At 71.2% G+C, this 26463-nt stretch carries 23 protein-coding genes and 1 pseudogene; 10 read left to right on the top strand and 14 right to left on the bottom strand.

Annotated features, from left to right (window positions below):
• Positions 1–78: 78 nt before the first annotated feature.
• Positions 79–1353, bottom strand: coding sequence for a beta-lactamase family protein (locus IPI43_16625; GenBank protein ID MBK7775731.1), 1275 nt, complete (start codon positions 1351–1353; stop codon positions 79–81).
• Positions 1354–1381: 28 nt separating this feature from the next.
• A complete protein-coding gene (locus tag IPI43_16620) occupies positions 1382–2677 on the bottom strand; it encodes a L,D-transpeptidase (GenBank protein MBK7775730.1) in 1296 nt (431 codons plus the stop codon).
• 120 nt (positions 2678–2797) lie between these two features.
• Here IPI43_16620 and IPI43_16615 point away from each other — a divergent pair, with 120 nt between their 5' ends.
• Positions 2798–3427: a hypothetical protein gene (locus IPI43_16615; protein ID MBK7775729.1), complete on the top strand. Its 630-nt coding sequence runs from the start codon at positions 2798–2800 to the stop codon at positions 3425–3427.
• Positions 3428–3429: 2 nt separating this feature from the next.
• Complete coding sequence (locus IPI43_16610; GenBank protein ID MBK7775728.1) at positions 3430–4269, top strand: alpha/beta hydrolase; 840 nt, start codon at positions 3430–3432, stop codon at positions 4267–4269.
• An 11-nt stretch (positions 4270–4280) separates the two neighbouring features.
• Here the strand turns inward: IPI43_16610 and IPI43_16605 are convergent, their stop codons facing one another.
• The 3 genes from IPI43_16605 to mtnB are packed head-to-tail and all read right to left on the bottom strand — an operon-like array spanning position 4281 to position 6699.
• Positions 4281–5576 carry an acetyl-CoA hydrolase/transferase family protein gene (locus tag IPI43_16605; protein ID MBK7775727.1) on the bottom strand — a complete coding sequence of 432 codons (1296 nt, stop codon included), beginning with the start codon at positions 5574–5576 and terminating at the stop codon, positions 4281–4283.
• 8 nt (positions 5577–5584) lie between these two features.
• Positions 5585–6034, bottom strand: coding sequence for a cupin domain-containing protein (locus IPI43_16600; GenBank protein ID MBK7775726.1), 450 nt, complete (start codon positions 6032–6034; stop codon positions 5585–5587).
• Positions 6031–6699, bottom strand: a complete 669-nt coding sequence (gene mtnB / locus IPI43_16595; protein MBK7775725.1) for a methylthioribulose 1-phosphate dehydratase — start codon at positions 6697–6699, stop codon at positions 6031–6033. Before mtnB ends, IPI43_16600 begins: the two co-directional genes overlap by 4 nt.
• Positions 6700–6843: 144 nt before the next feature.
• On the opposite strand from mtnB, the gene IPI43_16590 reads away from it, so the two are divergent.
• Positions 6844–9177: a hypothetical protein gene (locus tag IPI43_16590; GenBank protein ID MBK7775724.1), complete on the top strand. Its 2334-nt coding sequence runs from the start codon at positions 6844–6846 to the stop codon at positions 9175–9177.
• Between the two features lie 10 nt (positions 9178–9187).
• Here IPI43_16590 and IPI43_16585 read toward each other — a convergent pair whose 3' ends face one another.
• From IPI43_16585 to IPI43_16575, 3 genes are all read right to left on the bottom strand, one after another.
• Positions 9188–9481, bottom strand: a complete 294-nt coding sequence (locus IPI43_16585; protein ID MBK7775723.1) for a hypothetical protein — start codon at positions 9479–9481, stop codon at positions 9188–9190.
• A gap of 71 nt (positions 9482–9552) precedes the next feature.
• Positions 9553–9768 (bottom strand): hypothetical protein, encoded by a 216-nt coding sequence (locus tag IPI43_16580; GenBank protein MBK7775722.1) that lies wholly within the window; start codon positions 9766–9768, stop codon positions 9553–9555.
• 133 nt (positions 9769–9901) lie between these two features.
• Positions 9902–10807: a hypothetical protein gene (locus tag IPI43_16575; GenBank protein ID MBK7775721.1), complete on the bottom strand. Its 906-nt coding sequence runs from the start codon at positions 10805–10807 to the stop codon at positions 9902–9904.
• Between the two features lie 192 nt (positions 10808–10999).
• Here IPI43_16575 and IPI43_16570 point away from each other — a divergent pair, with 192 nt between their 5' ends.
• On the top strand, positions 11000–11308 hold the full coding sequence (locus tag IPI43_16570; protein MBK7775720.1) for a tetratricopeptide repeat protein: 309 nt from the start codon (positions 11000–11002) through the stop codon (positions 11306–11308).
• A gap of 9 nt (positions 11309–11317) precedes the next feature.
• On the opposite strand, the gene IPI43_16565 is transcribed toward IPI43_16570, so the two are convergent.
• Complete coding sequence (locus IPI43_16565; protein ID MBK7775719.1) at positions 11318–12103, bottom strand: class I SAM-dependent methyltransferase; 786 nt, start codon at positions 12101–12103, stop codon at positions 11318–11320.
• Between the two features lie 68 nt (positions 12104–12171).
• Positions 12172–13137, bottom strand: a complete 966-nt coding sequence (locus tag IPI43_16560) for an NADPH:quinone oxidoreductase family protein (GenBank protein MBK7775718.1) — start codon at positions 13135–13137, stop codon at positions 12172–12174.
• 1446 nt (positions 13138–14583) lie between these two features.
• Between IPI43_16560 and IPI43_16555 the strand changes: the two genes are divergently transcribed.
• Complete coding sequence (locus IPI43_16555) at positions 14584–17277, top strand: right-handed parallel beta-helix repeat-containing protein (GenBank protein ID MBK7775717.1); 2694 nt, start codon at positions 14584–14586, stop codon at positions 17275–17277.
• Here the strand turns inward: IPI43_16555 and IPI43_16550 are convergent.
• From IPI43_16550 to IPI43_16535, 4 genes and pseudogenes are all read right to left on the bottom strand, one after another.
• Positions 17178–17846, bottom strand: a complete 669-nt coding sequence (locus tag IPI43_16550) for a hypothetical protein (protein MBK7775716.1) — start codon at positions 17844–17846, stop codon at positions 17178–17180. The genes IPI43_16555 and IPI43_16550 overlap by 100 nt on opposite strands.
• A 176-nt stretch (positions 17847–18022) precedes the next feature.
• A complete protein-coding gene (locus IPI43_16545; protein ID MBK7775715.1) occupies positions 18023–19483 on the bottom strand; it encodes a sigma-54-dependent Fis family transcriptional regulator in 1461 nt (486 codons plus the stop codon).
• A gap of 29 nt (positions 19484–19512) precedes the next feature.
• Positions 19513–20428, bottom strand: a pseudogene (locus IPI43_16540) (MBL fold metallo-hydrolase).
• Between the two features lie 375 nt (positions 20429–20803).
• A complete protein-coding gene (locus IPI43_16535) occupies positions 20804–22825 on the bottom strand; it encodes a hypothetical protein (GenBank protein ID MBK7775714.1) in 2022 nt (673 codons plus the stop codon).
• Between the two features lie 64 nt (positions 22826–22889).
• Between IPI43_16535 and IPI43_16530 the strand changes: the two genes are divergently transcribed.
• From IPI43_16530 to IPI43_16510, 5 genes are read left to right on the top strand one after another with little or no spacing between them, the layout of a single operon-like run.
• Positions 22890–23477, top strand: coding sequence for a hypothetical protein (locus tag IPI43_16530; GenBank protein ID MBK7775713.1), 588 nt, complete (start codon positions 22890–22892; stop codon positions 23475–23477).
• A 2-nt stretch (positions 23478–23479) separates the two neighbouring features.
• Positions 23480–23863 carry a cobalamin biosynthesis protein CbiX gene (locus tag IPI43_16525; protein MBK7775712.1) on the top strand — a complete coding sequence of 128 codons (384 nt, stop codon included), beginning with the start codon at positions 23480–23482 and terminating at the stop codon, positions 23861–23863.
• 51 nt (positions 23864–23914) lie between these two features.
• Positions 23915–24466, top strand: coding sequence for a hypothetical protein (locus IPI43_16520; protein ID MBK7775711.1), 552 nt, complete (start codon positions 23915–23917; stop codon positions 24464–24466).
• Between the two features lie 4 nt (positions 24467–24470).
• Positions 24471–25949 (top strand): L,D-transpeptidase, encoded by a 1479-nt coding sequence (locus IPI43_16515; GenBank protein MBK7775710.1) that lies wholly within the window; start codon positions 24471–24473, stop codon positions 25947–25949.
• A gap of 28 nt (positions 25950–25977) precedes the next feature.
• Complete coding sequence (locus IPI43_16510) at positions 25978–26463, top strand: low molecular weight phosphotyrosine protein phosphatase (GenBank protein ID MBK7775709.1); 486 nt, start codon at positions 25978–25980, stop codon at positions 26461–26463.

Raw genomic sequence — 26463 nt, 5'->3', positions numbered from 1 at the left:
CGGCCCGCAAGCCCAAATCAGAACGAACGTTTCACTTTGACAGAACCATGACGCTTCCGCGGCGAGCGGAAGGGCCGATCAGCCCCGGATGGCCACGCCGTCACGCGGGACGCGCATGCTGATGGTGCGCATGACGTCCAGCCAGGCCAGCAGCTCGAGCGCGATCAGCGGCTTGCCGTTGTTCATGAGCGCCACGCTGAGGTCCCGCTCGGGGTCGGCCCAGCCCAGCACGTTGGTGAAGCCCAGGTGCCCATAGGCCTTGCCCGTCTTCGGCCCATAGAAGCCCACCAGGTCGCTGCCCAGCATGAAGCCCGCCGAGTACGGGATGGGGAGCATGAGCATCCGGTCCACCTCGCCGCGAGTCTTCGGCGCCGTGGCGCGGCGCACGGTGTCCTCGCTGCAGATGCGCACGCCGTTCAGCTCGCCGCCGGCGCGCAGCATCTCGAAGAACTGGCAGACCTCGTTGGCGGTGCCCATGCAGTTGCCGGCGGGCATGATCCCAGTGCGGAAGCGCGGGTCGTTGGCGAAGTTCACCAGCGTGGGCATGTCGAAGCCGAGCGCGTTCTCGAGCAGGTTCTTGTGCGGCCACGTTGGGATGGGCCCCGTGAAGGCCTCGATGGCCACCTCGCTCAAGCGTGACTCGGGGACACCGTAGTTCAGGTGGTCGAAACCCAGCTTGCCGCTGACCTCCGTGCGCATGAACTCACGAATGTCGTTGCCCGTGACGCGATGCAGGATCTCGCCCAGGATGAAGCCGCCTGTCACGGCGTGGTACGCCACCTCGCGACCGGGCTTGCTGCGCGGCTTGAGCTCACAGACGATGTTCGCCACGCGCTCGCGGTCGTGCAGGATGTCGAGGTCCACCAGGTCCGACGGGATGTTCGGGATGCCCGAGCGATGCGTCAGAACATCACTGATGGTGATGCGATGCTTCCCGTTCTTCGCGAACTCCGGGATGAACGTGGCCACCGGCTCGTCGATGTGGATGAGCTCGCGCTCGTGCAGCATGTGCACCAGCACCGCGGTGATGGCCTTGCTGCCCGAGAAGAAGTTCCACAGCGTGTCGGGCGTGGCCTGCACCTTCACGCCGTTGTGCGGGTCGTCGGGGCCGTTGCCGCGCGCGTGTCCGATGGTGCGGTGCAGCACGACCTGGCCGCGGCGCCGCACGCAGATGGCGATGCCGGGGTGGATGGCGGTCTTGTAGAGCCGCACCACGGCCGACCAGATGGCCTCGACGTCGGCCTCCGAGAGCCCCACCGAGCGGGGGTCGACCTCGTCGCCTGCACGCCGCGTGACCGAGTCAGGATCGTCGATCCTGACGCGGCGCCAGATCTTCGCCATCGCGTCTTTCACGCGCGGACGATATCACGCCGAGGCGTCCTCAGCCGGCGCTATCGCGGACGCGCACGAAGGTGCCGCGCTCGTTGTCCGTGGGGTGCACCGCCACCCAGCCATCCGGGACCGTGGGCGAGGTGAAGCCATACAGCCAGCGGGCGTCCTTGGGCGAGAGGTTCACGCAGCCGTGGCTCATGCGGTTGCCGAAGCGGCGATGCCAGTACGCCGCGTGGAACGCGATGGAGCCGTCGAAGTACTGCACCCAGGGCACGGCCTCCACGGAGTAGTCCTCGGCGGCGTCGGCGTTGCCGATGTCGTCCATGGTGGTCTCGCCCACCTTCACCCAGATGCGGAACTCACCGAGCGGCGTGTCGTGGTCGCGTTCGCGGCGCCCCGAGGAGACCAGCGTCGCATAGACCGGACGGTCGCCTTCGTAGACCACCATGGTCTGGGTGCCCACGTCGACATCGATCCAGCGCTCGGTGGCCGCCACCGCGGCAGGGCGCGCAGCACGGCGTGGGCGCACCACGTCGCGGGCGGCCACGCGCTGCCCGTCGGACAGCAGGAGCACACCCGGCTCGGGCTCGCCGGTGATCTCGAGCGCCGCCAGACGCGTGAGCGTGCGCTGCTGCCGGCGGTTGGCGTTCAGCGTGCGGACCCGGTCGCGGGCCACGAAGCCGAGCGTGGTGAGCCGCTCCGGAGTCGCGAGCTCGACCCCCTGAAAGGGTGAGCCGCCCAGGCGCCTGACCTCGTCGCGGTGCATGAAGAGGCCGTCGCTGGTGCGCACCAGGTCTCCACCCGGCACGCTGAAGACACGGCGCATCCAGCCCCCGGGGAGCCGCTCCGCTGGCACACGTGTGCGCGCTGCCTCCTCGCTGCGGTACGCGTCCACGCCGCCGTCCGGCACGATGAGGTAGCTGTGCGGAAGCAGGCCGCGTCGGCCCACCGAGGGGAACGGGCGTCCCTCGGGCTCGCGCGTGCTGGGGCGGACCTCGGTGCCGCAGGCCCACGCGTCGATGCCCACGGCCACCCAGTAGCCGCAGCGGTCCGTGGTCCGAATGGCGGTGCGGGCCGGCAAGCGTGTCTCGCCGCGCACACGGCCCCGAATCGCCGCGGCGGGCTGCGGACCCATGCGCACGATCAGGCTTCGCACGGCCTCGACCGAGCGCGTGCCCGCAGGCAGGACGGCGGGCGCCACGGCGGCCATGGTGGCCTGCGCGCCGGCGTCCCAGGGCGCCACCGCCAGCGACGTGACGGCAAGCGACGCGAGCGCCCCCAGTGACGCGACCCAGAACGGACGATGTTGTTTCCCTGTGACCACCACGCTGCCTTCTCTGTTCATCCCGCCCGAGACGTCATCCCACGGCGCCCGAGAGGACGCCAACACAGGCAAGTAACGTCATGCCACCGGGGTTCCTTCCCTGGGAACACGGTGCTCCCTCCATGCTACAACAATCGCTTCATGCGTCACGTTTCCCGCCTCGGGCTCGTCTTCACCACGGTGTGCCTCGTCGCCAGCCTGGCCGGTTCCGCGCGAGCGGACTTCCGGTCCACCGACCCAGCCGACTGGGTGCGCAACCGCTGCGTCGCCCGTAACGTCATGGTGGCGGGGCTGATCACTGCGCCCGTCGGCCTCTTGATGGTGACCGACGACGACCGCGTGGGAATGGGCGCCACCATGATCGCGGCCTCGGGCGCCACGCTGGCCACGGGGATGACGCTGCGCATCCTGCAGCCGGGCAGCCCCGTGGGCGTCAATTCGGACTACGCGCAGTGGGCCCGCAACGGGTGCATGCTGCGCAGCCTCGCCATCTATGGTGGCCCGGTCATGGCGCTCGGCGCGGTCATCCTGGCCGACGCGCGCTCGTCTCTGCACAGCACGTTCGGTCGTGCGCTGGCCCGCATCATGATCGGCACGGGGGTCGCCATGATCGGCCTCGGTCTGACCATGACCCTGTACGGTGCCATCCGCGTGCGCCGCCGCGACGGACAGCCCGCGCTGGACCTGGGCGCGCCGTTGGTCGCCGTCCCCGTGCGCGGTGGCTCGCTGGCGCTCGGTGTCGGGTCGCTGGCGTTCTCGGGGGCCTTCTAGCCGTGACCCCCCGCGCCCCACGTCGCTCGGGTGTGCGCCCGCTCGGGCCCCGGGCTGTCGTTCGCACGCTGCGCACGCTGGCCGCGCCGGACCACTTCGAGGCCATCGCCCCATGCGAGGTGGGCGTGCCGTTCCGCGCGCTGCGGGGTCGGGGCATCACGCCGCTGATGGACATCTACCGCCCACGTGACCCGCGCAGCAGCGCCTCGGTCGTGCTGGTGCACGGCGGGGGCTTCGTGATCGGGTCGCGCCGCATGAAGGCCATGCGCTTCCTGTCTTCGCGCCTGGTCGCAGCGGGGCTCACCGTGGCGTCCGTGGACTACCGCCTCATCTTCCGGGGCGGAGGCCTCACGGAGGCCCTCGATGACGTGTCCGCGGGCATCGACTTCTGGCGGTCGCGGGCGCCTCGAGAGGGGCTCGACCCGGAGCGCATCTCGCTGGTGGGGCTCTCGGCGGGCGGCGCGCTGGCCTACCTCGCCGCCGCGCAGGAGCCCACGGTGCACCGCCTGGCGTGCTGCTTCGGCGCCTATGAGGTGGACCAGATCGAGGGGCCCCTCGGGCGCGTGCTGCCGCCCCTACTCTTCCGCACGCCGGACCGTGCGGCGTGGGCGTCACGGTCGCCGCGTCACGCCGCGCAGCCCACCATCCCCACCCTGCTCCTGCACGGCACCGACGACGATCTCATCCCCGTCCAGCAGGCCGAACGGCTCGCGGCGACGCGTGAGTCGCTGGGGCTCCCCACGCGCTTGGTGGTCTATCCGGGCGCACCCCACGGCTTCTTCAACTTGCCAGTCCCGGCCGCCGAAGAGGGCGCGCGGGAGCTCATCGCGCACGTCTCCTGAGGACCTGCGCCCTACCCCAGCACCACGTGGCGGAGCTCCGCGAACTCCCGCCGGAGCTCGGCGCGGAAGTCCGGGTGGGCGATGCCTATCAGGCGCTCGGCGCGCTCGCGCAGCGTGGCCCCGTGGAGCTCCACTGCCCCGTACTCGGTGACCACCCAGCGCACGTGGCCGCGGCTGGTCACCACGCCGGCGCCGGGCGTGAGCGTGGCGCGAATGCGCGAGAGCGTGCCGCCCTTGGCCGTGGATGGGAGCGCGATGATGGGCAGGCCCCCGCGCGAGCGAGCGGCCGCGCGGATGAAGTCCATCTGCCCGCCGATGCCCGAGAAGATGGCCGCACCGATGGAGTCCGCGCACACCTGCCCGCTGAGGTCCACCTCGAGCGCGGAGTTGATGGCGGTCACCTTGTCGTTCTTGGCGATGAGCGCGGGGTCGTTGGTGCGGTCGCAGGGGTGGAACTCCACCCGCACGTTGTCGTCCACGAAGTCGAACAGGCGCCGGCTGCCCGTCACGAACGAGGTCACGCTGCGGCCGGGGTGCACCTTCTTGAGGTGATTGGTGACCACCCCGCCGTCGATCAGCGGCAGCAGCCCGTCCGAGAACATCTCGGTGTGCACGCCCAGGTCGTGCTTGTCCCCCAGGCATGCGAGGACTGCGTCGGGGATGGCGCCGATGCCCATCTGCAGGCACGCCCCGTCTTCCACCAGCCCGGCGATGATCTCGCCGATGCGGCGCTCCACCTCGTTGGGCACGCAGGCTGGGTGCTCGTGCAGGGGCCGGTCCGTGACGATGGCGCGCGTGACCTTGTGAAAGGGGAGCACCGAGTGCCCCAGCGTGCGCGGCATCTGCGCGTTCAGCTCGGCGACCACGTGGCGGGCGTGCCACGCCGCGGCGAGCGCTGTGTCCACCGAGGTGCCGAGCGTGCAGTCACCGTGCCGGTCCGGAGGCGAGAGCTGCACCAGCGCCACGTCGAGCGGGATGCGGCCGCTCTGGAAGAGGCCGGGGATCTCCGACAGGAACACCGGCATGAAGTCGGCCCGCCCCTCGGCGATGGCGCGGCGCGCGGCTGGCCCGGTGAAGAGCGACACGGAGAAGAAGCGCCCCTCGTGCTCAGGGTCCAGGAAGGGCGCCGGCCCCGTGGTGTGCAGGTGGTAGAGGGTCACGCCCTCGAGGTCACGGCGGCGGCAGAGCGCCTCGACCAGCGGCGTGGGCGTGGCGGAGGCGCCGTGCACGAAGACACGGTCGCCGCTCTTCACGATGGAGACGGCTTCGTCGGCGGAGACCGGAGAGACGTGCAGGGAGGTGGCCATGGTGGTGTTCAGCCCTGTTCGGCTCGGTAGCGCGGCACCCACCCGCCTGCGTCTTTGAAGAGGCGCACGCAGCGGATGGTCTTGCTCTCCGTGAGCATGAAGCGGTGGTGACGGTTGGCCGGGACCACGATCAGGTCGCCGGGCTCCACCGTAACGCGCATGTAGCGGTCATCGCGCGAGCGGATGTCGAAGATGCCCGCGCCTTCCAGCACGAAGCGCACCTCGTCGTCGTCGTGCAGGTGCTCGTCCACGAACTTGGCGCAAATGACGTCGATGTTCGGCGTCTGTGGGCTGAGCGCCACCTCGTCTTGCTGCACGTAGCCGCGCTGGCCCTTGAGCGTGTCGAGGGGCGCCTGGTAGGCCTCCGGCTGCGTGGCGAGACGCTCGTAGTACACGTCGTGGGCCAGCAGCTCCGGTGTACTGAGCGCTGTGCCCTGGTCGAGCCATGTGGCCTTCATCGGCTTCCTCCTGCGGCGTCCACCACGCGCACGTGGGGCTCGCCCACGGCGGGGTCCAGGCCCAGCGCGCGCATGCGCACCGCCGCCTCGAAGAGGTAGTGGTAGCACTCGGCCTGCGTCTTCGCGTGAGCCCAGTCGCGGCCCCAGATGTACACCCCGTGGCGCCGCACCAGCACGGCGTGCGAGCGCGGATACTCTTCCATGGCCTCGGCCATGCGGTCGGCCAGGTCGCACTCGCGCGCGGTGTTGTCGATGATGGGCACCTGCACGCGGTCGTAGTAGCCGTGGCCGGCGAGGCCCTTGATCATCTCGAGCTCGGTGCACTCGAAGACGTCGCGGCAGAGCAGCGTGACCATCACCGCGTGCACGCTGTGGCTGTGGAGCACCGCGCCCGCGTCACGCAAGCGGTACGCGTTGTAGAAGAGGGAGCTGCACTCGCTGACCTTCAACCCGGGCTTGTCCGGGGACCGCAGCACGTTGCCCTCGTGGTCCAGCTCGAAGATGTCGTCCTCGGCGATGCGCTCCTTCTGGACGCCGCTGGGGGCCATGTAGACGCGCCCCCCCTGCCGCACGCTGATGCCGCCGCCGGTGCCCGTGGCCCAGCCCTGCTCGTAGAACTGCCGGGAGAGCTCGGTGATGACGCGCTGGGGGGTGGGCTCGGACATCGCGTGGAATTACCAGCCCCCTCTCCGCAAGTCGAGGGACAGCCTCGCAACAGTTCTGGCCATCGTGGTGCTCGCCGTGATCGATTCGGCCCCCGCCGACACTCACTCCGTATGCGAACTCCAATTCACGTGTGGTTACTCGGAATGGCTGCCTTGCTGGCGGCCTGTGGCAATGACGGCGGACCGAACATGACGCCCGACGGAGGGATGGGCGATGACGGGGGCGACCAAGACACCCCGCCGACCTCCCGCTTCCTGGCGACACCCCTCCCAGAGCAGACGAACGGGGTGCTCAGCGCCTTCGAGCTCGGCTGTGACGAGGCCGTGTGCACGTTCGAGTGCAGCTTCGACGGCGGGGCCTTTGCGCCTTGTGACGCGTCCGTGTCCTTCGGTCCTCTCTCGCCAGGGAGCTACTCGCTCGCGGTGCGCGCGACCGACGCCACCGGCAACGTGGAGACCGAGCCCCAGGTGCACGAGTGGACGCTCGGCTTCGGCTACCGCAGCGTGGTGGCCAACGGGGAGGCGGCGTGCGCCATCTCGGGCGAAGGTGCGCTCTACTGCTGGGGCACCGACGGCAATGGTCTGCTCGGCGACGGTCCGACGGAAGCAGCCACCACCGCGACCCCGACGCGCGTCGGCACCGAGTCGGACTGGGAAGAGCTGTTCGCGGGGCGGCAGAGCTTCTGCGGCCGACGGGCCGGCGCCCTCTACTGCTGGGGCTACGACTACGCGCTCGGCGACGAGCAGGCAGAGGACCCCCTCTACGCGCCGACCGTGCTTTCGAGCACGCTGGTCTCGCTGCAGGCGAGCTACAACGCGGCGTGTGGCCTCGACAGCGCAGGGGCCCTCTACTGCGTGGGTGACGGCCAAGACGGCTTGCAGGGGGATGGCATCACAGCGAACGGCCACTACGTGGCGACCCTCACCCGAGTGGGCACCGACACGTACACGCAGGTCGCCGTCGGGGACCAACACGCCTGCGCCATCCGCTCGGATGGGCGCATCCTGTGCTGGGGCCGGCAGCCGGTGATCGACACGGTGCTCGCGGTTCCGACGCTCGGAACCGACACGAGCACCTGGCGCCGCGTGACCATCGGCGAGGAGCACGCCTGCGCGATCAAGACCAACGGCGAGCTCTACTGCTGGGGCGAGAATTACGACGGCCAGCTGGGCCTGGGCGACTTCGACGGCGTGGTGGAGCCCACGCGTGTGGGGACCGACAGCGATTGGGTGGAGGTGTCCGCCAGCGAGAGCGGGACGTGCGCTCTCAAGAGCGACGGACGCGGCTTCTGCTGGGGCTCGAACTACAACGGCCAGCTGGGATCGCTGAGCGCACCCATGCAAGAGGTGAACACGCCGACGCCGGTGAGCACCACCGCGGGCCTGCGGACGATCAGCGGGACGGCGGACACGCAGTGCGGGCAGTCCGAGCTGGGCGAGGCGCTGTGCTGGGGTCGGAACGACAGCGGCCTGCTCGGTCGCGGCGTGTTGCCGAACCAGGACACCATGACGCTCATCGACGACCAGTTCGACCGCATCGCGACGACGCCCTATGGCGGGTGCGGGCTGGCGAGTGGGTCGCTGCTCTGCTGGGGCAGCACGCAGCCCAACGGGGACCCGGCGGGCCTGCCGCGTGCGACGCCCACGGCGGTCACGGCCGACACCGACTGGACCCACGTGTCGATCTCGACGCAGTACGCGGCACACGCGTGTGGCATTCGCGCGGGGGCCCTCTACTGCTGGGGCAACAACAACGCGGGGCAGCTGGGCACCGGGAACACCACCACGTCGTTGGTGCCCGTGCAGGTGGTCTCGGTGCCAGGCGTGACGGGCTGGAAGCACGTGACCGCAGGCGTGCAGGCGACGTGCGCGGTGGCCACCAACGGCGACCTCTACTGCTGGGGCTCGAATTCGTACGGGCACCTCGGCGTGGGTGACACGGAGCCTCGCATGCTGCCCACACAGGTGGCCCTCTCCAACTGGGACACCGTGGAGATGGGCTTCTACCGGACGGGAGCGCGCCGGAGCGACGGGTCGTTCCATTACTGGGGCGTGAACGCCGCGCCGAGCCCCACGCAGGTGACGGGCGCGGACTGGGCCCTCGTGGACGACACCGGCTTCGGCGAGTGCGGCATCAAGACCGACGGTACCCTGCACTGCACCCTTCAGGCCGTCGCGGGAGCGTTCCAGGTCGGCACCGCCACCAACTGGGTGAGCATCGTGAGCCCGGGCTTCCCCTACTGCGCGCTCGACAGCCAGGGCGCCGTGGGGTGCTTCGTGAACAACGGCAGCAACAACGGGTTCAACTCGTCGCCGGCCATCGACCCCAGCTCGGGCTGGAGCCAGCTGGCGGGCGACAACAGCGCCCTGTGCGGCCTGCGCAACGGCACCGAGCGGCACTGTCGCGGCTACCGAAACCTCGGCAGCCTGGGCGACGGCTTCGACGAGCGCGTTCCGACGGCGGTGCTCACGCCCTAGGGGGCGGAGCTCAGTTGACCTGAACGCTGGGAGGCGTGGGCGCCTGGATGCGCACCGAGGGCGGCCGCGGGATGTTCACCTCGAGGCTCGGAGGCCTGGGAGCCTGAACCTCCACGCGGGGCGCCGCGGGCTGCACCACGATGACGCGCGGCTCGGGCGCCGGTTGGACGACCACGCGCGGCTCCGGCGCCGGCTGCACGATGATCTGCGGCTCCGGCGACGTGACGCTGGCGGGCTCGAGAGCCGTCTCGGGCACCTCCGGCTCGCTACAGGCCGTGAAGGAGAGCAGGGAGAACAATGACACGATGGGAAGAATCTTGAAAGTATGCATGCGAACCTCGAATTGTTTATGTGGTGACATCAGCGGAAGACCGTTCAACGGACTTCGACGCTACCCGGCTGGGGCGGCGTGACGGTCACCGAGGGCGGCCGGGGCACGTTGATCTCCACCGTGGTGCGCTCGCGCTGAGCGGGACGGTCGGCAGAGCCGCTCGAACCCTGTGAAGTCGCGGGAGCGCTCTCCGCAGGGGCCTCGGGCTCGTCCCCGCAGGCCGCGAGGGAGAGAAACGAGCAGAGCGGGAGAGTCAACATCAGAAAAGCAAATGATCGCATGGGAACCTCAATTTCGAGAGGTACCTTAAGTCTCAATTGTGCAAACACAACCACCTGAATGAAATGAGGTGGACGCTGTGTCTCGTGGTTTCCGGCCGACCGTGGCGCCTGACTACCCGCCGTGCAGGTGCTCCACCTGGATGCGTGCGCGCTCGGCGAGAGGCGCCGCCATCTCCATGGGGTCCGGGCCGTACTCCCAGTCCACGCTTCCTCGGACCTCGATCTCCACGTGAAGGGCATGCATGTCGGCCAGGTGGGGCAGCCTGGATCCCGCCTCGTGGGTCACGATCACACCGCAGAGCTCGGACTCTGCGGCGACCTCCCACTCGACGGTCAGCGCCTCGCCAACCGAGCGCGCCGCGATGAGCGCATCGGTGAGGGGCCCGTCTTCCCGAGCGTGGATCTCGAAGCGCTGCACGTGGGGCGCTCGCAGGGCGGCCAGCGCGGTGCTGTAGCGACGCAGCTCGATGGGCACGTCCGTCTTCCAGAGGTCCGTGCGCAGGAGCTGGCCTGCGTGGGCGGGCGTTGGCAGCTCCAGGTTCAGGAGCAGCTCTCTCGAGCCCTCGAAGAACGACTGCGCGAGGAGCGACCCTTCACCGAGCGGAACACGGAGCGGGCGGTCAGGGCCGACGTCGGCTGAAAGCACACGTTCGACAGTCCCATCGATGTCGGCATCCTGCGGCAGAACACCTGCGCCCTGACACGCCCGCAGGCGCGCCAGGATGGTGCCTCGAGCGTGCACGTCGTCCCGCGCGAGGCGCAGGTGCAGCGTGGTCCTGCCACCCGCCTCGCCCGCCGCAACGAAGACGGTGATCCACTGCTGGAGGAGGCCCACCACCTCACCGTGTTGTTCGATGAACGCCAGCGTCTCCCCCTCCACGGGCTCATCGAGTGGTACGTCGCGCGGCTCAGCCAGCAGCGAGCACGTGCCCACGTCTGCGTTGGGAGGCTGGATGAGCGCCGCTAGCTGGGCGACCACCTCTCGACGCGGCGTCTGCAACATCGCGCGAAAGGTCACGGGTCCCTCGGCACACTCCAACACGAGGCGTCGGGCGAGCTCGATCGGCGGCTCGGGTCTTTCCGCCTGGGGGTGAGCTCGGTAGCGATGCGTCTGCAACACCGAGCCATGCTAGCTCGGTCGGTCTTCTTGACGAATCCGCGCGTCACCTTGACGGAAACTTGATCCCAACGTGGTCAATCTAGCTCGACCATGACTCGAAGACTCGGTCCCGACGGCGCGTATGTTGCGCTCATCCAGCAGGCACGTGACGCGTTTCGCTCGGGGGACCGCGTGCGGGCAGAGCACCTGGCGCGCGAGGCCCTCGCGCATGATCCCGAGCGCGCGGCCGCCTACAACCTGCTCGCCGCCGTGCGCGAGATGCACGGACGGCACGACGCGGCGGTAGACCTCCTCCGCGCAGGCCTCGCCGTGGAGCCCACCTACGAACCCGCGAAGCAGAACCTCGACCGTTTGGTGTCGCACCCGAACCGCGTGGGAATCCAGCTCGGGGACGACTAGCGGGCGTGTTCAGCCGGGCGGCTTGGGGTAGCCCACCAGGTATGTCCCGTGCAGCGGCGCGTTGCCCAGCTGAATGGTGCCGATGTCCCAGACCCAGTCGGGCGCGTCGAGGTCGGCCACCAGGGCTTGCAGCTCCGGCACGCTGTAGATGCGCAGCCAGGACACGAGGCCGTCCCACAGCACGAAGAGCTGCATGACCGGGATGAGCCAGGTCCAGAGAACCCACGCCCAGCGAAACGGGCGCCAGAGCGGCATGGAGAGCGTGACGGTCAGCGGGGTCAGCAACAGGCCGAGCAGCATGGGCAGCTCGCGGCTCACCACCTCGAAGACCGCGATGGGCTGCCGCTGTGCGACCGCGTCGGCCAGGATGCCGCGAGCCTGCTCGAGGCGGAAGTGGTGGAAGGCGTTGAAGATGGTGCGCACGCCCGCTAGGTCTGCGGGGACGTGGGTGGCGTCCACGGGCTCACGCCGGCCCACCACCGCGCCACCGCTCCCCGCCGCCACGTGCTCGAAGGCCGCGACGTTGGGGTACAGGTCCGTGAGCGTCACGGTCACCGCACGCCCGCGCTTGGCAAGCTCGTCCGCCATGGTGGCGGCCGGCCCTCCGCCGCCGGAGCAGAGGTCCACGAGGCGGGTCTCGCCCGTGGCGTCGAGCAGCTTCTCGAGCGGGCCCACCAGCATGCGCCCGTGGCCTGAAGCGCGCTCCGCAAAGGCCAGGAAGGCAGTCCCGCCGTCACGCAGGACGCGCGGGAACCACGGAAGGTCTTCGAGCTCGACGAGGTGCGTGCGACTCATGGGGTCTCCTGGACCAAGTCGGGGGTCACGCGCAGGGGTTGTCCAGGTGGAAGCGGCGACCGGAAGGCTCAGGGGTGCAGGACCACCTTGCCCAGCGTGTTCCGCCCGCCCAGGTCCTCGAGCGCCTTCGCCGCGTCTTCGAGGGCGTACGTGGACGTGACCAGCGGCGCGATCTTGCCGGCGCGATACAGCTCGAAGAGCTCTGCCTGGGCCTGCCCGATGAGCGCCGGGTCGTGCTTGAAGTAGGCGCCCCAGTGCAGGCCCACCACGCTGAAGTTCTTGAGCAACACGCGGTTCATGGCGAGCGTGGGGATGCGCCCACCCGCAAAGCCGATGACCAGGATGCGCCCCGAGAAGGCGATGCACTTGGTGGACAGGTCGAAGGTGTCGCCGCCGACCGGGTCGTAGATCACGTCGGCGCCCCGACCACCCGTCAGCTCCAGCACAGCATCCTTCCAAGCATCGTCGCGGTAGGTGAAGGCGTGCTCGGCGCCGTGCTCACGCGCCAGGGCCAGCTTGTCGTCGCTGCCCGCCGTGCCGATGACCCGCGCACCGAGCGCGCGTCCGATCTGCACCGCCGCCAGGCCCACACCGCCCGCGGCTGCGTGGACCAGCAGCGTCTCACCGGGCTGCAGGTTCGCGCGGTAGCGAAGCGCGAAGTACGAGGTCTGGTAGACGATGCCCATCGCGGCGCCCACGTCGTAGGACATCTCGTCGGGCATGCGGAACACGCGCTCGGCCGGGAGCACCACGTGGCTGGCGTAGGCGCCGTAGTCGAGCAAGCCCGCGACGCGGTCGCCCACCGCGAGGCTGGTCACGCCTTCGCCCAGCGCTAGCACGTCGCCCGCCAGCTCGGCGCCGGGCGCGAAGGGCAGCGGCGGCTTCACCTGGTACTGACCGCGCGTGATGAGCGTGTCGAAGAAGTTGCAGCCGGCCGCGCGTACGGCCACGAGCACCTCACCGGGCCCTGGCGTGGGGCAGTCGTCTTCACGGCGCACGAGGGCGCTGGGGCCGTCGAGCGTTTCCATCATCATCTGAGTCCGCTTCATGCGCGGAGGATGTCACGGACCGGGAGGAGCCTCCGCCAACCCCCCCGCGCTTCGCAGGCCGCCCCTCCCCTTGGCCTCTCCCCCTCTGCGTCCCCGTCCCCGGGCCCGCCGCCCCGCCCTCCCCGGCCCCCCCCGGCCCCCCCCGGGCGGCCCCCCCCCGCCCGGCGGCGGGTCCCAGATGGCCCCCCCGGGGCCCGCGGGCTGTCGGGCTTCCGGCCGATCCCGGTTCCCCGCCGCCCCCCGTCCCCCCCCCCCCGCCATCCCCCCCCCGCCGCGGTGCCCCCCCCCCCGCCGGCGGCGCGCTCCCCCCGGGGCCGGCCCGCGATCCCCCTGCGCCCCCGCCCCCCGGCCCCCCCCCCCCCCGCCCCGCCCCCCCCCCCCCCCGCCCCCCCCCCCCCCCCGCCCCCCCCCCCCCCCCCCCCCCGCGCGCCCGCGCCCCCCCCCCCCCCCCCCCCGCGCCGCGCCCCGCCCCCCCGCCCCCGCCCCGGCGCGCCCCCCCCCCCGCCCCGGGGTGCGCGCCCGCCCCCCCGCGCTGGTGTCCCCCCCCCCGCGCCCGCGCGGCCCCCCCCCCCGCCGCGGGCCCCCCCGCCCGCCCCCCGCCCCCCCCCCCCCCCCCCCCCCCCCCCCCCGCCGCCCCGCCGCCCCGCCCCGTCCCCCCGCTCCGCCCCGCCCCCCCCCCCCGCCGGGCCTCTCCCCGCCCCCCCCGCCCCCCCGTCCCGCCCCCCGCCCCCCCCCCGTCCGCCCCCCCCCCCCCCCCCCGCGTCCCCCCCCCCCCCCCCCCCGTCCCCGCCGCCCCCGGGGCCGGGCCCCAGTGCGCGGGCCGGGCCGCGGGCGTACCCCGCGCGGCGCAGCACGAGGTGGTGGCCCCCCGTCCGCTCCCCCGGCCCCTGGGCCGCCCCCCCCCCGCGCGCCCGCCCGGGGGGCCCGGGGTGCTCGGAGCCCCCCCGCCCCCCCCCCCCCGGTCCGGCCCCCCCGGGCCCCCCCGCGGTCCCCGCTCCCCCGCCCCGGCGCCGGCCCCCTCCCCGCTGGCCGCCGGCCCCCCCCCCCCCCCCGCCCGGCCCGGCCCCTTTGGGGCGCACCGGCCCCCCCCCCCCCCCCCCCCCGCCCGATTTCTTCCCCGCCCCCCCCCCTCCCCCCCCCCCCCCCCCCCCCCCCAGGCCCGGCCGGGCGCCCGGCCCGGCCGGGCCGCTCGCCCGCCGGCCCCCGCGCGCCCCGGCCCCCGCCCCCGCCCCCCCCCCCCCCCCCCCCGCCCGCGCGCCCGGCCGGCGGGCCGCCCCCGCGACCGGCCCGGCGGGGCGGGCCCCGCCCCCCCCCCCCCCCCCCGCCCCCCCCGCCCCGGTCGCGCGTGATGGGCGCGCCGGGTATCCTTGAGCTCCCCCAACGAAGGTCCACGTCATGCGCTCGGCTCCGGCAGCACTCTTCCTCTCCTCAGTGTTCGTCGTGCTCGCCACGGCCTCCGCAGCCAGCGCCGCGACCTACACGGTGACCAGCACCGACGACGCTGGCGCGGGCACGCTGCGCGAGGCGCTCACCCTGGCGAACGCCAACACTGCGGGCGCGCCGCACACCATCTCGTTCGCGCTGCCGTCGACGCCAGCTGTCATCCAGCTGGCCACGCCGCTGCCCCAGGTGCAGGTGGCCATCACGATCGACGGGACCATGCAGACGGGATACGCCGGCACGCCGCTAGTGGCCCTGGACGGTGCGGGCGGGACGGCCACCCGGGCCTTCTTCGTCACCGGAGTCAGCGCCACCATCGCGGGCCTCGAGCTGCGCAACTTCAGCGACCGCGCGGTGGTCTTCTCCTCGTCGCCGGGTTCCGTGATCCGCGCCTGCCACGTTCACCACAACAGCGGCGGCGTGTGGGTGTACGAGAGCTCGGTGACCGTGGGCGGATCCGCCGCGAGCGACCGCAACCTGATCAGCGAGAACGTGGGCGCCGGGGTCTTCGCCTCGGGGACGAGCAACGGCACCGTCATCCGCGGCAACTACATCGGGACCAACGGCGCTGGCACAGCCGCCGCGCCAAACGGCGTGGGTGTCCAGATGGACGCTTCCACCACCGGCGCGTACGTGGGCCCGGGCAACGTCATCTCGGGCAACACGGGCGCGGGCGTCGAAGGGAGCGTCGGCAGCACGTTCACCGTGGCGGGCAACCTGATCGGCACCAACGCGCTAGGCACGGCGGCCATCCCGAACGCCATCGGCGTGCACTCGGGGCTGGGCATCGCCTACGTCGGCGGCAACTCGGCGGCCACGCGCAACGTCATCTCGGGGAACGTCACGGGTGTGTACCTGGGCGGGAACCAGGGGCGCGTGGTGGGCAACTACATCGGCACCGACCACACAGGGACGCTCGCCATCCCCAACGGCACGGGCGTCACCGTGCAAGCGAGCTCCGCCATCATCGGAGGGGGCATGGCGGACCAGGCCAACGTGATCTCCGGCAACACGGGCGCCGCCGTCGAGATCGGGTTCTTCGGGTCGGGCGCGGCCGTCTTCCGCAATCGCATCGGTGTGCCCGCAACGGGCAGCGGCTCGCTCGGAAACGGGACGGGCGTGCTGGTCTCCGGAGCCACCGCGGTGAGAATCGGCTCGCTGATGAACGGCAACCTCATCGCGCACAACGGGCACGGCGTGCGCTTCGAGTCCGGGGGCACCGCCATCGTGGAGGGTAACTCCATCTTCGATCACGCCACGGGGGGCATCACCGGCAGCGTCCTGCCGAGCACGCCCGTCCTCACGTCGGCGGTGCCGAGCGCCGGGAGCATCTCGCTCGAGGGCTCGTTCGAGGGCAACCCGTCGACGGAGTACGCCATCGAGTACTTCGACAGCGCGAGCTGCGAGGCGGGCGGCCGCGGCGAGACTCTCTTCGGCGGCGCTGGCATCACCACCGACGCTTCGGGGCACGCCACGTTGGTGGGGTCGTTCGGAGCGGACGTCCCGCTGGGCCGCTACATCACGGCCACCGCCATCAGCATCGCCGCCTCCCACACGTCGGCGTTCTCCACATGCTTCAAGGTGTGCAACCCCCTCTCGCTGTCGCCCAGCACCCTGCCGAGCGTGGTGTCCACGGTGCCGTACTCGCAGGCGCTCTCCACCACCGGAGGCATGCTGCCGTACACGTACCAGGTCACCAGCGGTTCGCTGCCACCAGGTCTCGGCATCAACGGCAGCAGCATCACCGGCACCGCCACGGGGGGGATGGCCAGCGGGTCCGTGACCATCACCGCCACCGACGCGACGGGCTGCTCGGTCGCGCGCACGTACACGGTGGAGACCGACTGCCCCACCATCACGATCTCGCCGGCCACCATTCCGAACCCGGTGCTGGGCGTTCCCTACGCGCAGACGTTCACGGCCAGCGGCGGAACGGGACCGTACACGTGGAGCGCGACTGGCGGTCTGGTGGCTCCGCTCATGTGGGACGCCAGCACGGCCACGCTGTCGGGCACGCTCGGGGACTCGTCGGAGACCAACCTCGACATCCGGGCCACCGACGCGAACGGCTGCGAGGGCCTCGTGAACGTCAGGCCCATCGGTCAGTGTCCAGCGCTCACGTTCCTGCCTGCGGCGCTGCCCGGAGGTGAGCCGGGCGCGAGCTACGACGCCACGCTGAGCGTCACGGGCCTGAGCGGCGACTTCACGTACATGCTGGGTTCGGGAACTCTCCCTGGTGGCGTCTCGCTCGCAACCGACGGCACCCTTTCGGGCACGCTGCCCGCGGGCGACGCGGTCTACACGTTCACGGTCATCGCGCGGGGCATGTACTTCTGCGCCATCACGCAGGGCTACAGCATCATCGTGGGCGACCCGGTCATCGTGCCGGACGCCGGGATGGGCAACGTGGATGCCGGCCCCGTCCCGCCAAGCACGGGCGGGGGATGCAGCGTCGAACGCGGAGAGGGCGCGAGCGCGTGGCCCGCCTGCCTTGCGACGATGGCGTTGGTCACGGCGTCGCGACGGCGCCCGCGCAAGCGCTCACGTGGAGACCGTGACGCAGCGGTGTTGGGCCGTGAGGTGGGTCACCGCGGGCACAAGATCTGGACGAGCCCCGACATGGCCCCGAGCGTCCCGCCCACCATGCGTCCGAAGGCGGCAGGGTCGGCCGCCACGCGCTGGTAGTCCGCCATGCGAGGCATGAAGATGGCCTCGATCCAGGTCGAGTTGGGCTGCGTGCGGATCTGGTCGAACGACCCCTGCTGAAGGCGCTGCACCACGAAGGCTTGGGTCACGTGCGGCCACGCCTCCTGGCTGGTTTGCACGAACACGTCCTGCGCCACGGGGTGGCCCATGCTCGCGTCGCGCGAGACCAGCACCTGCGCTGCCGGTGGGCGCCCACCATCCAGGCCGAAGTGGAAGCTCATGCGAGCCTCACGCATCCCGCGCCGGGAGTGCAGCTCGTTCATCTGGTTGCGCCAGTCGGCGAAGCCCCCCGAGATCAGCCCGAGGCCCGCCGCTACCTCAGTACCGATGGCCCGGCCGTATGCCGCGTTTCCGGCTGCGGTCACGGCGCTACCGTCCACACGAAGCATCGCAGGCCGCCCTTCGAACTGGCCACCGTACTCGGCCTGCGCTCCGCTCTGGCTACGCGGCTGGAGACCTACGCCGGCCAGGGCGCGATGAAGCCCGTCGTTCGGGTTCTGCCCAGCCGTAGCCACGTTGAGCTTCATGAAGAAATCGTGCAGCGCCATGTTCGCACCCATGCGCCACCGAGAGGCTCGCAACGACGAGGCGCAGCGCCGCGCGAGAACACCACCGGTTCCATGATGAGCACATTTTTCCGCCGCTGCGCAACCCCCCCCCGGGGGGCGGTCGGCGCCGCGGTGATCGGATCGCGGGCCCGCTGCTGTCACGGTGGCCGCTTGGATCAGGCGCTACCCAGCACCCGTGCGAGCCGGTTGCGTCCGATTCCCAGCTGACGCGCGGCCTCGGTCTTGTTGCCGCCCGCGTCGTCCAGCGCGCGCTGGGCGTAAGCGCGAATGGCCTCGTCCAGCGTCAGCCCCATCGGGATGCCTGACAGCACCACCCGCTCGTCGCGCAGCGTGGGCGGCGTGGACGCATGTGGCTCGAAGGGCTGCAGCTGTCCGTCCGGGCACAGCACCACGGCGCTCTCCACCCAGTGCTCCAGCTCGCGCACGTTGCCGGGCCACGCGTGCGCGGCGAGCGAGTCCAGCACCCGCGGTGTCCACTCGGGCTGCGGGCGACCGTAGCGCTCGGCGTACATGCGCCCGAAGTGCGCCGCCAGCAGCGCTATCTCCGCGGCGCCGCGCTCGCGCAGCGGCGGGATGGCGATCTGCACCACCTTCACGCGGTAGAGCAGGTCTTGGCGGAAGCGCCCCTCCGCCACCATGCGCTCGAGGTCCCGGTGCGTGGCACACACCACACGCGCGCTGGACGCGATGGTCTCCCGCCCGCCCACGCGCTCGAACTCGCGGTCTTGCAACAGCCGCAGCAGCTTGCCCTGACTCTCGAGCGGCAGGTCGCCGATCTCGTCGATCAGCAGCGTGCCGCCCTGCGCCAGCTCCACCTTGCCGAGCACGCGCCGGTTGGCTCCCGTGAAGGCGCCGCGCTCGTGACCGAAGAGCTCGCTCTCGATGAGCTGGGCCGGCAGCGTGGTGGCGTCCAGCACCACCAGCGGTCCGGCTTGGCGCTTGGAGTTATCGTGGATGGCGCGCGCGAACACGCCCTTGCCGGTGCCCGTCTCGCCCTGCAGCAGCACCGTGGCGTCGGTCTCGGCGGCCAGCATGATGCGCTGGTACACGGCGTCCATGGCGGGGCTGCGCCCGATGACCTTGTTGAAGCGCCCGCGCAGCGTGAGGCCCGGTTGCGTGCGCCGCTCCGCGTGCAGACTGGTCAGCGAGAACACCAGCGCCAGCTGCCGGCCGAGCGCGGTCACGTAGTCGAGGTCCTCCTGCACGAAGGTGCCCGACACCTTGTTGAGCACCTGCAGCACGCCGCGGATGGGCTGGTCGGGCTGCTCGCGGATGGGCACCACCAGCATGCTGCGCGTGGTCCAGCCGGTCTGCTGGTCGGTGCGCTTGTCGAAGCGTGGATCGCGCGTGACGTCGGGGATGAGCAGGCGCTCCCCGGTCTGGGCCACGCGCCCCGAGAGCCCCACGCCGAGCGGCTGGACCAGCCGCGCCACCTCGGGCAGCACGGCCACCTGCGAGACCAGGCCGCCCTCGCCCGGATCGGCGATCCAGATGGTGGCGCGCTCGGCGTGCAGGGCCTCGGCGATGCGGGTGGCCGCTGCCGCGAGCAGCGTGTCGAGGTCGATCTGCCGGCCCAGCACCGCAGACAGATCGACCAGCAACGAGAGCCGAGACATGTGCACGGAGCCTACTCGCCTCCGCGCGTTCACGCGACTCGTGCGTGCAGCACGGCCTCGCTCTGGTCTCCCGCACCGGGCAGCAGGCGCAGGCCCTCGCGCGCCGCGATGGTGCTGGGGAACAGCGCGCGCGCCCGGGACACCAGCGCGTCCACCTGGTCGTCGCTGCGCGAGGGGTCGTGGTGGAACAGCACCAGCTGCCTCACGCCCGCCGCCGTGGCCACGCGCGCGGCTTCCTCGAAGGTGGAGTGTCCCCAGCCCACGCGGCTGGGACCGGCCTCGCCGCGGTACTCCTCGGGCGTGTACATGGCGTCGTAGATCAGGACGTCGGCGCCCTTGGCCAGCTCCACCAAGCGCTCGTCCGCGGCGCTGCCGTGCTCGTGGTCGGTCGGAGTACACCACCACCGCGTCACTCGACTCGATGCGATAGGCAAACACGCCGCCCGGGTGGTTCAGGAGGGCCGCGCGCACGGCAAAGTCACCCAGGTGCTGTGTGACTCCCGCCTGCGTACCCCGCAGCTCCACGTGGCTGCGCAGGTCGGCGAAGCGCACCGGGAAATTGGGCGCCCGCATCTGCGTCTCGAGAGTCTCGCGCAGCGTGTCCTGCGCACAGGGCCCGTGCACCACCAGCTGCGTGCCGGGCACGTAGGCCGGCACGAAGAACGGGAAGCCCTGGATGTGGTCCCAGTGCAGGTGCGAGAGCAAGAGGTGCAGGTCGCGCGCGGGCTCACGCACGAGCGCCTCGCCGCACGCGCGCAGGCCGGTGCCCGCGTCGAAGATCAGCGAGGTGGCTCCGCTGCGCAGCTCCACGCAGCTGGTGTTTCCGCCGATGCGGCGCGTGGCCTCGCCGGGGGCTGCGAGGCTGCCTCGGACGCCCCAGAACGTGACGCTGGTGCGCTCGCGCGAGAGAGTGGTGGACGGGGGATGCGTGCTGTTGCGGGTCATGGGTGGTCTCCTTCGAGACACACGCGTTGCGAGGCGCGTGCCACCGCGCTCCGGGCGCGCTGGAGCTCGCATTCCCCTTGTTTCCGAGGCCCCGTGCGGCAGTGTGACCACGCTCGCGCTCCATGGTGGAGCAGCCTGCGGGCGGCCCGCTCCAGTCTGGATCGCACGCGAGGGATGAGCGGCCGGTGATGGTCCAGCACGTCCACGGAGAGCGTGACCTCGGCGTCCCCGACCGTGACACGCGTCAGCTCGCGAGCCTCCCCGCAGCATTCCTCATGGTGGTCACAGGCGGTGCAGCCACACATGGCCAGCCGGATGGCGCGGGAAGCGGAGAACGTCGGCGAGTGGCGCATCGCGGACTGGAAGCTTCTTCAGCTATCTGGGCTCGCTCGACTCGGCCAGGAACCGCTCGAATGCGGTGATGAAGGGCTCGACCAGCCTACGATGGCGCTCGGCAAACGCCTTGCCGCGACGGAGGTTCATGAGCGAACCGACGCGACCGTCGACCACCTGGAAGCCCAGATCGAGAGTTCGCTGCTCGGACCCCACCACGACCCCCAAGATCACGTGGTACTCGCCCTTGAAGTACGCGATGTCCCGGACATCGAGGCCCACTAGCGCGCTCTCGAGATGCGGGCGGCAGCGCTCGAGATCGATGGGCGGCCCTTCATCCGGAGTCTTGAGTACGGTGATGGCGGGCACTCGCCCAGCGCCCGAGCCGCGTCGCGCCACGAAGCTGCCGACGACCAGGGCATCGACACCGCTGCTCAGCAAGAAGACCAGCGCCTGCTCTGGGTTTTCGATGAGCGGCTCGCCCTTGGTGTTGAGCGAGGTGTTGAGCACCATGGGGAGCCCAGTGCGCGCCGCGAAGGCCGTGATGAGCTCGTGGAGCAAGGGGCTGGCGTCGGGCTCGACGGCCTGGGGACGCGCCGTGCCGTCCACGTGGACGATGGCGGGGGCCTCTCGTCGCGCGCGCTCGGTGACCTGCGCGACCAACAGCATATAGGCGTTCTGGCAGCGCATCTCGAAGTAGTCTGGCAGTGCCGACGCCAGGACAGACGGGGCCAGCGGTCGCCAGCGCTCGCGCTGCTTGATGTCGTTGACGCGGTCACGGATGGCCAGAGACCCCGGGTGCGCGAGGATGGAGCGGTGCCCGAGCGCGCGCGGCCCGAACTCCATGCGCCCCTGAAACCACCCGATGACTTCGCCCGACGCCAAGAGGTCGGCCGCAGCAGGGGCGGCCGCGGGCACCCGCTCCCACGTGACGCGGTCTGCGTAGAGAGCCAGGGCAGTCTCGATCTCGGCGTCCGTGTACGCTTTGCCCAAATACACGTTGCGCCGCCGACGCCGCGGAGCTCCGTGCAGGTGATGGTGCGCGAAGAGCGCCAGCCCCAAGCTGATTCCAGCGTCATGGGCCGCAGGCTGGATGAAGACCTCGCGAAACGGCGTCTGCTCGAGGATCTTGTGGTTGGCCACGCTGTTGAGAGTCACCCCGCCGGCCATGCAGAGCGCTTCACAGCCCGTGGCCTCGTACAGCTCGTTGGCCAGTTGGACCATCCGTTGCTCGGTCTCCTGCTGGACCCGGGCCGCCACGTCGGCCAGCACGCTGCTCTCGATGTGACCACGCGCTTCGTGGACTTCTTCCAGGCTGAGACCGTAGTGGCCCAGCAGCGTGCACTCGGTGGCCTCGCGGCAGTGGGTGCTGACACGGTGAGGCAACCGGCTAGGGTCCACGTAGATGTGTCCCTCCGACTCGTACAGCATGGACTGAGGATAGCGGGCGGCGTCCCCATAGGACGAGAGCCCCATGATGGACCCTTCCTCGTGCCCGAGGAGGAAGGTGTGCATCATGTAGTTGAGGCCTATTCCCTGCTGGTGATAGGCGGTGGTCCCGGTGCGGCGCACACCTCGCACATTGGTTCCGTCGAAGAAGTACGAGGACTGGAGCAGCGACGCGGCGGAATCACGCTCGGGTCCGGACCCGTCGACCACGAGCACGGCGGCGCGCGGGAAGTCGGCGTAGTAGAAAGCGCTGCAGGCGTGAGCCAGGTGATGGGACGGGAAGGACTGAATCTGCGCCCCGGGCGCCATGTAGCGCGCTAGCTCGAGGAACCGGACGTACTTCGGCTGTCCGGTGTGAATCACGTGATCCACCTGGGTCAGCCCCGCCAAGTCCATGCAGTAGCGGATGGCGTCCGTGATATCGCCGTGATTCGAGAGGTGGTAGGTGAGCCCGTCGCGGCTCCGCTCGATGGACACCCGGTACCCGCCCGACTTCTTCACACGATCGAGCCGCTCGCACTCCACCGCGAAGAGCTCGCCGTCCCGCACCACCGTCACGGACGCGTCGTGCGAGATGTTCGAGTCGATGGCGAGGATGGACGGCGCCTGGCCCATCTCGGCACGCTACCATGCAGGCTCGGGGTTTGCGCAGCGGCGACGAACCTGCGAACCCTCTCGTGTGACCACCCACGTCCCTACCTGCTCTCGCTCGCTCCTCACCGCCGCTGTGTTCACCGCACTGCTCGCCACCAGCGCGCACCTCGGCAGTCACGCGCAGCCGGCCGCCGAGCCGCTGGCCGTCCCCGCACACAACAGCCCCAGCCTTCGCACCGCGCCGCCCATGCCGCCGTTCGCGGAGGCCGACCTCGAGCGCGCGCGGACGCTGCTGCGCGGCATCGTGGCAGACGACCCGGAGCTGGCCTCGGCGGCCTACCTGCCGCGACCCGCGTTCGCGCTGATCAAGGGCGTGGCCAACCCGGACACCATCTACGACCGCTTGATGCGTGAGTTCCACGCCGACGTTCACGCGCTGCACGCGGACGTCCCGGCGGACGCGCGCTTCGAGCGGCTCGAGTTCTCGCGGCGGCGCAGCTGGGTGGCGGTGCGCGAAGAAGCCAACCGCCTGCCCTACTGGTCGGCGCGCCGCAACCAGCTGATCTACAGCACCGAGGTGAACGGCGCGCGCGTGGAGCGAGCCATCGAGGTGCGCACGCTCATCACCTGGGACGACGCCTGGTACATCACGCACCTGCGGGAGTTCCACTGAGCATGGTACGCGCGCTCTTGATCGTGGACCACGGCAGCCGCGTGGCGGTGGCCAACGAGAGCGTCGGCGCCGTGGCCACGCTGCTGCGCACCAAGGGCGAGTACGACATCGTGCTCGGGGCGCACATGGAGCTGGCCGCGCCCGACATCGCCACGGCGCTGGGCGACGCCGTACGCCAGGGCGCCGCCGACGTCACGGTGGTGCCCTTCATGCTCGCGCCCGGGCGCCACGCCACCGAGGACATCCCGCGCCTGGTGGCCGAGGCCGCGAGCCAGCACGCAGGGGTCACGTGGCGCGTCACGGCCCCCCTCGGCGTGCACGATCTGCTGGCCCAGCTGGTGCTGGAGCGGGCCCGCGAGGCGCAGCCTCCTGGGAGCGGCGGCTGAGCCAGCACCACCAGCCTCGACGCGTCTTCCGAAGCGATCTAGGCTCTGCCGATGCGCACACAAACCCACATTACCCTCCTCGTAGTCCTCTCCTCTCTGCTCGCGGCGTGCGGCACCGGCTCGTTCGGCACGGACGTCCCACCCGAGACCGTCTTCGACGACGCCACCCCCGAGGACCTGAGTGACCTCTGCGTGGCGATCAGCAACGAGCTGCTTGCCCTGGCCACCGGCCCCGTGACGCGGACCATCTGCACCGCGGCCGGCGTGCTGGTGGATTCCGCGGCGATCTCGTGTGGCGAGGTGCGCAGCGAATGCGTCAACGAGGCACCTCCCCCCGAGGTGACCAGCTGCGACAACATCAACGCGAACGCGTTCGACGCATGTGACACGACCGTGGGCGAGCTGGAGACCTGCATGAACGAGCTGCGCGCCAACGTGCGGCGCCTCGAAGACCAGGTGTCCTGCAGCATGACCCGCAGCGAGCTGGCCCTGGTGGATGCCGACGACCTCTACCCAGCCCTGTGCACGCAGATCGGCATAGAGTGCCCTGCCCTGGGTATGCTGTTGCAGTTCGACGTGGACCTCGAGACTACCGCTGATTGATGACGTGTTGACCTGGCGAGCCCTGATCCTGACTGGCCTCCTCGGGGCGCTGGCCTGCGAGCGCGGCCCGCGCGAGGGGCAGGCAGCCTCGTCCTCTGACGAGAGCGCCGCCTCGCTGTCAGCTGCCGAGCAGGAGGCCGCCGGGCGCGCCGCCGAGGAGCAGGCCCGCATCGACGCCGAGTACCCCAGCCACGCGCTGGTGACCGGCGTGCAGCTGCCCGTGCGCGCTGCACCAGAGCCCAACGCCACCGTGATTGGCTGGCTGCGCCTGGGCGCGCGTGTGCGCGTGAAGACCGAGGGCACGCCCTCGCCGCGCTGCGCCACGGGCTGGCACGCGGTGAACCCCACGGGCTACGCGTGCGCTGGCCAGGGCCTCGAGATCGGCAGCGAGCCTCCCGAAGCGGACGCCTCGGCGGTGGCGGCGGACCGCGAAGCGCCGCTGCCGTACGAGTACCTGAAGGTCAAAGAGGACCTGGTGCCCGAGTACCACAACCCGCCCACGCGCGACGAGCACACGGAGGTCATGGCCTGGGCCGCGCGCTACCTGGCCCTGCGGGCGCGTAGCCCCGAGCAAGCAGAGCGCATGCGCAGCGCCACGCGCGGTACCGACGCCCCTCCTGCCCGCGTGGCGCGCTTCCTCGACCGCGGCGTGATCGTGGCCATGGCAGGCATCGTGCGCCGCGAAGAGCGCCGCTACGCGCGCACTGTGACCGGTCGCTACATCCTGCGCGTGCAGCTGCACCGGAAAGACGGCAGCACTTTCCATGGTGTCGAGGTGAACGCCGAGCGCCCGCTGCCCATCCCGTGGGCACGGCAAGACATCCGCCCGCGCGAGCGCCTGCCTGACCTGCGGGACGAGGACCGCCGCAGCGGAGACTGGCGCTTCTTCCGTGACGCCGAGGCCGAGATCATCCCAGCCGGGACCATCGTGGGCTCGTGGCAGCGGCGCGAGTGGTTCGACGGCAACGTGATGCACGTGCTGGACGGCGACCGCTTCGCGCGCGCCTGGTACATCGGCGTGGCCGAGCTGGCCGAGCCGCCGTTCGAAGTCGCTGCCGACGAGCCCTGGGTGCACGTGGATCTCGGCGAGCAGACGCTCACGCTCTACCGCGGCAGCGATCCCGTCTACAGCACGCTGGTGTCGAGCGGTGACCCCGCGCACCCCACGCCGCGCGGCATCTTCCGGATCCAGCGCAAGATGATCACCAGCACCATGAGCAACCTGGGCGGAGACGTGGACAGCGACCGCTACCGCATCGAGGACGTGCCCTACACGCAGTACTTCGAGCAGGGCATCGCGCTGCACGCCGCGTTCTGGCACGAGCGCTTCGGGCAGCTGGTGAGCCACGGCTGCGTGAACCTGTCGCCGGTGGACGCGCAGCGCGTGTTCGAGTTCACGTGGCCCGAGATCCCCGCGGGCTGGCACGGCGTGGTCACGCACCAGACGGCCTTCCGCAGCAGCCGAGTCTGGGTCACCGACTGAGGCGCGCGTTGGGGTAGGATGCGGCGCGATGATCCGCGTCTGCTTCGTCTGCCTCGGCAACATCTGCCGCTCCCCCACGGCCCACGGCGTCATGGAGAACCTGGTGCGCGAGCGTCGCCTCGAAGACGTGATCTCGGTGGCTGGTGCTGGCACCGGCGCCTGGCACGTGGGCGCGCGCCCGGACCGCCGCGCCGAGGAGACCGCCCGCCGTCGCGGGTTCTCACTCCCGGGGGTGGCCGAGCACTTCACCGCGGCCGACTTCGACCGCTTCGACCGCGTGCTGGCCATGGACCGCAGCAACCTCGAGAGCCTGCAGCGACTGGCGCGGGACGACGAGGACCGCGCCAAAATCGCGCTCTTCCGCGCCTTCGACCCGCTGGCCGCGCCGGGCGACGACGAGGTGCCCGACCCGTACTACGGCGGCCCCGAGGGCTTCGAGCTGGTGTTCGACATGTGCGAGCGCACCTGCGCGGCGCTGCTCACCGACCTGCTGCGCAGCAGCCCCAAGGGTTGA

It is taken from the genome of Sandaracinaceae bacterium (assembly GCA_016706685.1).
In the GTDB taxonomy this organism is placed as follows: Bacteria; Myxococcota_A; Polyangia; order Polyangiales; family Houyiibacteriaceae; genus JADJJE01.
This window is presented reverse-complemented; position numbering and strand designations above follow the sequence as displayed.

Excerpts from the sequence above, each read along its gene's own strand:
- IPI43_16510 (MBK7775709.1), top strand. The coding sequence starts at position 25,978 with ATGATCCGCGTCTGCTTCGTCTGCCTCGGCAACATCTGCCGCTCCCCC.
- IPI43_16590 (MBK7775724.1), top strand. The coding sequence starts at position 6,844 with ATGGCTGCCTTGCTGGCGGCCTGTGGCAATGACGGCGGACCGAACATG.
- IPI43_16520 (MBK7775711.1), top strand. The coding sequence starts at position 23,915 with ATGCGCACACAAACCCACATTACCCTCCTCGTAGTCCTCTCCTCTCTG.
- IPI43_16570 (MBK7775720.1), top strand. The coding sequence starts at position 11,000 with ATGACTCGAAGACTCGGTCCCGACGGCGCGTATGTTGCGCTCATCCAG.
- IPI43_16535 (MBK7775714.1), bottom strand. The coding sequence starts at position 22,825 with ATGGGCCAGGCGCCGTCCATCCTCGCCATCGACTCGAACATCTCGCAC.
- IPI43_16620 (MBK7775730.1), bottom strand. The coding sequence starts at position 2,677 with ATGAACAGAGAAGGCAGCGTGGTGGTCACAGGGAAACAACATCGTCCG.
- IPI43_16615 (MBK7775729.1), top strand. The coding sequence starts at position 2,798 with ATGCGTCACGTTTCCCGCCTCGGGCTCGTCTTCACCACGGTGTGCCTC.
- IPI43_16550 (MBK7775716.1), bottom strand. The coding sequence starts at position 17,846 with ATGGCGCTGCACGATTTCTTCATGAAGCTCAACGTGGCTACGGCTGGG.
- IPI43_16525 (MBK7775712.1), top strand. The coding sequence starts at position 23,480 with ATGGTACGCGCGCTCTTGATCGTGGACCACGGCAGCCGCGTGGCGGTG.
- IPI43_16545 (MBK7775715.1), bottom strand. The coding sequence starts at position 19,483 with ATGTCTCGGCTCTCGTTGCTGGTCGATCTGTCTGCGGTGCTGGGCCGG.
- IPI43_16600 (MBK7775726.1), bottom strand. The coding sequence starts at position 6,034 with ATGAAGGCCACATGGCTCGACCAGGGCACAGCGCTCAGTACACCGGAG.
- IPI43_16565 (MBK7775719.1), bottom strand. The coding sequence starts at position 12,103 with ATGAGTCGCACGCACCTCGTCGAGCTCGAAGACCTTCCGTGGTTCCCG.
- IPI43_16580 (MBK7775722.1), bottom strand. The coding sequence starts at position 9,768 with ATGTTGACTCTCCCGCTCTGCTCGTTTCTCTCCCTCGCGGCCTGCGGG.
- IPI43_16605 (MBK7775727.1), bottom strand. The coding sequence starts at position 5,576 with ATGGCCACCTCCCTGCACGTCTCTCCGGTCTCCGCCGACGAAGCCGTC.
- IPI43_16560 (MBK7775718.1), bottom strand. The coding sequence starts at position 13,137 with ATGATGATGGAAACGCTCGACGGCCCCAGCGCCCTCGTGCGCCGTGAA.
- mtnB (MBK7775725.1), bottom strand. The coding sequence starts at position 6,699 with ATGTCCGAGCCCACCCCCCAGCGCGTCATCACCGAGCTCTCCCGGCAG.